Annotated in this window: 6 protein-coding genes; all 6 read right to left on the minus strand. The window is 68.9% G+C overall.

The genetic code is table 11. The features are described from left to right. Positions 1-32 precede the first annotated feature (32 nt). Positions 33-2,021: a Stk1 family PASTA domain-containing Ser/Thr kinase gene (pknB, locus tag ACFULQ_RS47900; protein ID WP_383557814.1), complete on the minus strand. Its 1,989-nt coding sequence runs from the start codon at positions 2,019-2,021 to the stop codon at positions 33-35. 169 nt (positions 2,022-2,190) lie between these two features. Next, positions 2,191-3,663 (minus strand): peptidoglycan D,D-transpeptidase FtsI family protein, encoded by a 1,473-nt coding sequence (locus ACFULQ_RS47905; RefSeq protein ID WP_383557817.1) that lies wholly within the window; start codon positions 3,661-3,663, stop codon positions 2,191-2,193. After that, on the minus strand, positions 3,660-5,117 hold the full coding sequence (locus ACFULQ_RS47910) for an FtsW/RodA/SpoVE family cell cycle protein (protein ID WP_383557819.1): 1,458 nt from the start codon (positions 5,115-5,117) through the stop codon (positions 3,660-3,662). Before ACFULQ_RS47910 ends, ACFULQ_RS47905 begins: the two co-directional genes overlap by 4 nt. A 27-nt stretch (positions 5,118-5,144) precedes the next feature. Next, the gene (locus tag ACFULQ_RS47915) at positions 5,145-6,710 is read right to left on the minus strand and encodes a Stp1/IreP family PP2C-type Ser/Thr phosphatase (RefSeq protein ID WP_383557824.1); all 1,566 of its coding nucleotides are present in this window, start codon (positions 6,708-6,710) and stop codon (positions 5,145-5,147) included. Between the two features lie 98 nt (positions 6,711-6,808). Continuing rightward, complete coding sequence (locus ACFULQ_RS47920) at positions 6,809-7,321, minus strand: FHA domain-containing protein (RefSeq protein WP_383557821.1); 513 nt, start codon at positions 7,319-7,321, stop codon at positions 6,809-6,811. 10 nt (positions 7,322-7,331) lie between these two features. Next, the coding region (locus tag ACFULQ_RS47925) for an FHA domain-containing protein (protein WP_381062903.1) at positions 7,332-7,691 on the minus strand (360 nt) is incomplete at its 5' end.

Genomic DNA, 7,691 nt, shown 5'->3' on the forward strand with positions numbered 1-7,691 from the left:
GGTTCCGGGGCCCTGCCCTTTGTGCTGTACGGCTAGCCGTTGCCGCCTCCGAAGAAGCCGCCGTTGTTGCCGCCGTTGTTGCCGTTTCCGACGCTCACCGTGGCCAGGGTGATCTGGGTGGCGCCGGGGTCGTTGACCTCGGTGCCACCGCCCGGGTTCTGCTGGGCCACCAGGGCGTTGTCGCTCTGGTCGCTGCCGTTGGCGAACTGGATGTTGTTGAAGCCGGCGTTGTTGAGGATCTGCTTGGCCTGGCCGACCGTCTGTCCGACGACGTTGGGGACCTCGGTCTTGTCCGCCGCCTTGCCGATCTGGATGTTGACCGACGAGTTCTTCTCGACCTGGGTGCCGGCCTGCGGTGAGGTCGCGATCACCTTGCCGATCTGGTTGGTGTCCTCGGTCTCCACCTCGGTGCAGTTGCCGACGAGGTCGTTGGCCTGCATCTGGGCCTTGGCGTCGTCACAGGACTGGCCGATGACGTCCGGGACCGTGGACTTCTCCTGGGCCTTGGCGATGGTGAGGGTGATGGTGGAGCCCTTCTCCACCTCCTCGCCCAGTTTCGGATCCTGATCGAGGACGGTGCCCGCCTCCTCGGCCGACTCCTTCTGCTTGGTCTTGACGACGAACTGGTACTTGTCGTCCTCGAGTGTCTTCGTGGCTTCGTCGACGTCCTGGCCCAGGACGCTGGGGACGGCCACCTTGGGCGCCCCGGTGGACACCACGATGCTGACGGCGGAGTTCTTGTCGACCTTGGTGCCCTGGGTCGGGTTCTGCTCGCAGATGTTGCCCTTGGCCGTGTTCTCACAGGCCTTCTGGGTGACCTCACCGAGTTTCAGATCGACGTTGGTCAGCTGTTGCTCTGCCGCCTGCTGCGACTGGTTGACGAGATTCGGCACGGCCACCTGGTCGTTGCCCGCACCGCCGCCGCTGAAGATCCACTTGCCGATCAGGATCGCGCCGACGAGCACCAGGATGCCCGCCACCACCAGCAGGATCGTCGAGGTGTTCGACTTCTTCTGGCGGCGCCGGTCGGGGCGGTCGTCGTAGCCGTAGCCGCCGTCGTCCGGGTTCATCGGCGGCAGCATGGTGGTGGCGCCCGCGTCGGAGCGCAGGGCCGTCGTCGGCTGGTCGTCGGGGTAACCGCCGTAGCCCACCGAGCCCATGGCCGCGGTGGCCGCGACCGGCTGGCCGTCGAGGCAGGCCTCGATGTCGACGCGCATCTCGTCGGCCGACTGGTAGCGGTAGTTGGGGTCCTTGACCAGGGCCCGCAGCACGATCGCGTCCATCTCGGGCGTGATCTCGGGGTCGAAGACCGACGGCGGCTGGGCCTCCTCGCGTACGTGCTGGTACGCGACGGCCACCGGGGAGTCGCCCACGAAGGGCGGCCGGACCGTCAGCAGCTCGTACAGGAGACAGCCGGTGGAGTAGAGGTCCGACCGCGCGTCGACCTGCTCGCCCTTGGCCTGCTCCGGAGAGAGGTACTGGGCGGTGCCGATCACCGCGGACGTCTGGGTCATCGTCATGCCGGAGTCGCCCATGGCGCGGGCGATGCCGAAGTCCATGACCTTGACCTGGCCGTTGCGGGTGAGCATGACGTTGGCCGGCTTGATGTCCCGGTGCACGATCCCGCTGCGGTGGGAGTACTCCAGCGCCTGGAGGATCCCGATGGTCATCTCCAGGGAGCGCTCCGGCAGCAGCTTGCGGCCGGAGTGGAGCAGCTCACGGAGCGTGGAGCCGTCGACGTACTCCATGACGATGTACGGGATCGAGACCCCGTCGATGTAGTCCTCGCCCGTGTCGTAGACCGCCACGATCGCGGGATGGTTGAGCGAGGCGGCCGACTGGGCCTCCCGGCGGAACCGGGCCTGGAAGGACGGGTCGCGCGCGAGGTCCGCGCGCAGCGTCTTCACCGCCACCGTGCGGCCGAGGCGCGTGTCCATGGCGAGGTAGACCTCCGCCATGCCACCACGGCCGAGCACCTGGCCCAGCTCGTACCGGCCGCCGAGGCGACGCGGCTCTTCCATAGCTTCCTACCAGCCCTCTCCGTCGGTCCCGACCGGCACGTGTGTGCGGTCGGAGGCTGCACTCCGGGCCTACCGTACCCGGCTTGCTTTGTGTGACCTGGCCAAGTGCGTCACCCGATACAGGACCGGTATCGCAACGTGCACCGATGTGAAGGGGACGTGAGCGGGGTCACTTCTTGGAGTCGATGACCGCCTCCATCACGCTCTTGGCGATGGGCGCCGCGAGACCACTGCCGGAGATGTTCTCGCGGACCGCGTTGTCGTCCTGGACCACCACGGCGACCGCGACCGGGGCGCTGTCGCCGACCTTGGCGTACGAGATGAACCAGGCGTACGGGTTCTTGCTGTTGTTCTCGCCGTGCTGGGCGGTACCCGTCTTGCCGCCGACGGTGACGCCCTGGATCTGGGCCGTCTTGCCGGTGCCGTCCTTGACGACCGTCTCCATCATCGACTGGAGGATCTGCGCGTTCTGGGCCGACAGCGGCTCGCTCATCTTCTCCGGCTCGGTCTTCTCGAGGGTGTCGAGGTTCGGGGCCTGGAGGGAGTCGACCATGTACGGCTTCATCAGGGTGCCGTTGTTGGCGACCGCCGAGGCGACCATGGCCATCTGGAGCGGGGTCGCGGCGGTGTTGAACTGGCCGATCGAGGACAGCGCGGTCTCCGAGGGGTTCATGTCCTTGGAGAAGACCGAGGCGCTGGAGCGCACCGGCACGAACTGCTGCTCGTCGAAGCCGAACTTCTTGGCCTCCTCGAGCATCTTGTCGTTGCCGAGGTCGGAGCCGATCTTGCCGAAGACGGTGTTGCAGGAGTACTGGAGGGCGACCCGCATGGTGGCGTTCTCGCAGGGGATGTTGCCCTCGTTCTTCAGCTGGGTCGTGGTGCCCGGCATGGTCCACGGCAGCGGCGACTTGGTCTTCTCGTCCGCCTCCGTGTACAGGCCGTTCTCCAGGGCGGCCGCCGCGGTGATGACCTTGAAGGTGGAGCCGGGCGGGTAGACCTCGCGCAGTGCCCGGTTGAGCGCCGGGTCGTCGGGGTTGTTCTTCTTGTCGATCTTCTTCCAGGCCTCGGCGTCGGCGTCGCTGCCGCCGGCGATCGTGGAGGGGTCGTACGACGGGTAGGAGGCGAGCGCCAGGATCTTGCCGGTGGACGGCTCGATGGCGGCGACCGCGCCCTTGCCGCCCTGCTTCTTCAGACCCTCGTAGGCGGCCTTCTGGGCGGCGGCGTTGAGGGTGGTGACGACATTGCCGCCCTCCTTCGGCTTGCCGGTGAGCATGTCGAGGGTGTTGCGGAAGAAGAGCCGGTCGTCGTTGCCGGTGAGGATGCCGTCCTCGATGGACTCCAGCTGGGTGGCGCCGAAGGACTGCGAGACGAAGCCGGTGACCGGCGCCCACATCGCGCCGTCCTTGTAGGTGCGCTTGAACTTGAAGTCGCCCGAGGTGGTCTCCGCGTGCCCGGTGATGGACTTGCCGTCGACGATGATGTCGCCGCGGGGGGTCGCGTACCGGGCGATCAGCACACGGCGGTTGTCGGGGTCCTCGCGGAGGCTGTCGGCCTTGACGTACTGGAGCCAGTTGTCGCGGATGAGCAGGGCGAGGACCAGCAGGCCGCAGAAGATCGCGATCCGGCGCAGGGGCTTGTTCATGACGGGCGGACCACCTGGGTCATCTCGGCGTCGGGGCTGGGGGCGGGGGCGGGCGCCGGGCGGCGTGCGGTGTCGCTGATCCTGATCAGGATGCCGATCAGGGCCCAGTTGGCGATGACGGAGGAACCGCCGTACGCCAGGAAGGGCATCGTCATACCGGTCAGCGGGATCAGGCCCATCACACCGCCGGCCACCACGAAGACCTGGAGCGCGAAGGCGCCGGACAGGCCGATGGCGAGGAGCTTGCCGAAGGGGTCGCGGGCGGCGAGGGCGGTGCGGACGCCGCGCTCCACGATCAGGCCGTAGATCAGCAGGATCGCCATCAGGCCGGCCAGGCCCAGCTCCTCGCCGAAGGTGGCGAGGATGAAGTCGGAGTTGGCGGCGAAGCGGATCAGCTCGGAGTGACCCTGGCCCCAGCCGGTGCCGAGGGTGCCGCCGGAGCCGAAGGCCCACAGGGCCTGCATGGCCTGCTCGGAGTGGACCAGGCCGTCGCCGTTCGGGTTGCGGCTGAGGGTGTACTCGCGCATCGGGTTGAGCCAGGCCTGGACGCGGGTCTGCACGTGCGGCTCGAAGCTGGCCACGCCGACCGCGCCCGCCGCCGACATCAGCAGACCGAAGACGATCCAGCTGGTCCGCTCGGTGGCGACGTACAGCATGATGATGAACATTCCGAAGAACAGCAGCGAGGTACCGAGGTCGGTCTCGAAGACCAGGATGAGGATCGAGATCATCCAGACGACGATGATCGGACCGAGGTCCCGGCCGCGCGGCAGGTACAGGCCCATGAAGCGGCGGCTGGCGAGCGCGAGCGCGTCCCGCTTGACCATGAGGTAGCCGGCGAAGAAGACCGCGAGGACGATCTTGGCGAACTCGCCGGGCTGGATGGTGAAGCTTCCGACCTTGATCCAGATCTTGGCGCCGTAGGTGATGTCGGCGCCCAGGCCCGGTACCAGCGGCAGCAGGAGCAGGACCAGCGCGCCGGCCATGGAGATGTAGGTGTAGCGCTGGAGGACCCGGTGGTCCTTGAGGAAGATCAGCACGACGGCGAACAGGGCGATGCCCATCGCGGTGTAGATCAGCTGGTTGGTGGCCTTGCCGCCGGCCACGCCGATCTGCTGGAGCAGCTTGGACTGGTCCAGCCGCCAGATCGCCACGAGGCCCAGGCCGTTGAGCAGGGTCGCCAGCGGCAGCATCAGCGGGTCCGCGTACGGCGCGAACTTCCGTACGACGAGGTGGGCGACGCCGGCCAGCAGGCCGAGGCCCAGGCCGTAGCTCAGCAGCCCGGCCGGGACCTTGTCGTCGATGGCCAGGCCCACGTTGGCGTACGCGAAGACCGGGATGAGCACGGCGAACACCAGCAGGGCCAGCTCGGTGTTGCGGCGGCTGGGTGCGCCGATCGCGCCGATCGTGGACGTGTGGTGCGTCGACGTGTTCGTGGCTGAAGTACCGCTCATCGTGTAACAGGGCCTCTCACGGCTTGCCTACTGCGTACCGCAGTTCCCGACGACCTGCTTCTCCTCGTCCGAGAGGGTGGGGCCGGGGGTGGGAGTGGGCGCGGTCGGGGTTGCGGAAGCGTTCGGGGACGGGGAGGACGTGACCGTAGGGGTCGGTGTGGCCTTGGACGCGAGGGAGGACTGGGTGGTTCCCGTGGTGCCGCCGGCCTCGCCCTGGCCCGTCTTGGAGTTCTTCCCGCTCTCCGTGGCCTCGGCCGCGGCCTCCTTCTTGCACGCGGAGGCCTGGACGCCGAGTTCGTCGATCTTCTTCTGGGCGGTCTTCAGGTCGCCCTCGGCGATGGTGCCCTCGACCGACTTCTGCTGGTACGGCGGCAGGTACTTGAGTTCGATCTCGGGGTGGTCCTTGGACACCTTCGAGAGCGACACCCACGCCAGGTCCTGGCTGATGCCCCGGTACAGCGCCACGTGCTCGCCGTTGACGCCGACGTAGTACTGGGTCTGGGTCCAGCGCCAGCCGCCGTACAGGCCGCCGCCGATGACGGCCAGCGCGAGGACCGTGTAGAAGGATCTCTTCAGCCACCGGCCGCCCTTGCGGGGCTTGACGAAGTCGTCGTCGGTGTAGTCGCCGAAGCTGCCCGCCGGGACGTAGCCGGTGGTGTCGCCGGAGCCGGCCTGGCCGTACTCGCCGCCGCCCTGTCCGGGCACCTGGCGGCCGAGGCCGGAGGCGCGGCCGGCGGGGGTCTGCATGATGCCGTTGTCGTGCAGGTGGTTCTGGTTCTCGGCGACCGCGCCGACCACGACGGGCTGGTCGGAGAGCTGTCCGGCGAGGGTGTCGCCGGTGTCGAGGTCGAGGACGTCGGCGACGATGACGGTGATGTTGTCGGGGCCGCCGCCGCGCAGCGCGAGCTCGATGAGCTGCTGCACGGTCTCCTGGGGGCCCTGGTAGCTGGCGAGGGTGTCCTCGAGGGTCTGGTGAGAGACCACGCCGGACAGTCCGTCGGAGCAGATCAGATAGCGGTCGCTGGCCCGCACCTCGCGGATGGACAGGTCGGGCTCGACATGCTCGCCGCTGCCCAACGCCCGCATCAGCAGGGAGCGTTGGGGGTGGGTGGTGGCCTCTTCCTCGGTGATGCGGCCCTCGTCGACCAGACGCTGCACCCAGGTGTGGTCCTGGGTGATCTGGGTGAGGACGCCGTCGCGCAGCAGATAGGCGCGGGAGTCGCCGACGTGCACGAGGCCGAGGCGCTGGCCGGTCCACAGCAGGGCGGTGAGCGTGGTGCCCATGCCCTCCAGCTGGGGGTCCTCCTCGACCATGGAGCGCAGCTGGTCGTTGGCGCGCTGGACGGCGTGGCCGAGCGAGGTGAGGACGTCGGAGCCGGGCACGTCGTCGTCGAGGGCGACGATGGTGGAGATGGCCTCGGAGGAGGCGACCTCACCGGCGGCGGCGCCGCCCATGCCGTCGGCGATCGCGAGCAGGCGGGGCCCGGCGTATCCGGAGTCCTCGTTGCCCTCCCGGATCATGCCTTTGTGCGATCCGGCGGCGAAGCGCAGTGACAGACTCATGCGCACCTCGCCCGTCGGCTCCGGATACATCCGCACGGTGCCCACCCTCCGGTCGGGAGCGCGCCGGGGCCCGGGGTGGGGGCCCACGCCGCGTGCTCGCTCCGCTCGCGCCTATTCATGATGTAGCACTACTTCCGCAGCTCGATGACGGTCTTGCCGATACGGATCGGCGCGCCCAGCGGAATCGGTGTGGGAGTCGTCAGCCGGCTCCGGTCGAGGTATGTGCCGTTGGTCGAGCCCAGGTCCTCGACGATCCAGTTGCCGTCGCGGTCCGGGTAGATCCTGGCATGCCGGCTGGAGGCGTAGTCGTCGTCCAGCACGATGGTGCTGTCGTGCGCCCGGCCCAGCGTGATGGTCTGGCCCTGGAGCGCGACGGTGGTGCCGGTGAGGGTGCCCTCGGACACGACGAGCTTGGTGGGGGCGTTACGGCGCTGGCGGCCCCCGGAGGCCGGCTGCTGGCGCTGCTGCGGAGGCGCCTGCCGCTGAGCCTGCTGGGCGCGGCCGGCCTCCCGGCGCGCGCCGCGCTGGGTGACGCGCGTACCGAACAGGTCGCTGCGGATGACCTGCACGGCCACGATCACGAACAGCCACAGTACGGCCAGGAAACCCAGCCGCATGACCGTGAGGGTCAGCTCTGACATTGCCCCCGCTTCACCCTTCGGCTTGCCGGTAAATGATGGTGGTGCTGCCCACGACGATCCGCGAGCCGTCGCGGAGCGTAGCGCGGGTGGTGTGCTGCCCGTCCACCACGATGCCGTTGGTGGACCCGAGATCCTGGATCGTCGAGGGCGTTCCGGTCCGGATCTCACAGTGCCGGCGCGAGACGCCGGGGTCGTCGATCCGCACGTCGGCTTCGGTGCTGCGGCCCAGCACCAGCGTGGCGCGGGAGATCTGATGGCGGGTGCCGTTGATCTCGATCCAGTGGCGGGTGCGGGAGCCCGGCGCGGGCGCGCCGACCGGGCCGCCGGCGCCGGGGCGCTGTGCCTGGGCGGCCGGCGGGTAGCCGTACCC

Source organism: Streptomyces sp. NPDC057253 (assembly GCF_042669125.1).
Classification (GTDB): Bacteria; Actinomycetota; Actinomycetes; order Streptomycetales; family Streptomycetaceae; genus Streptomyces.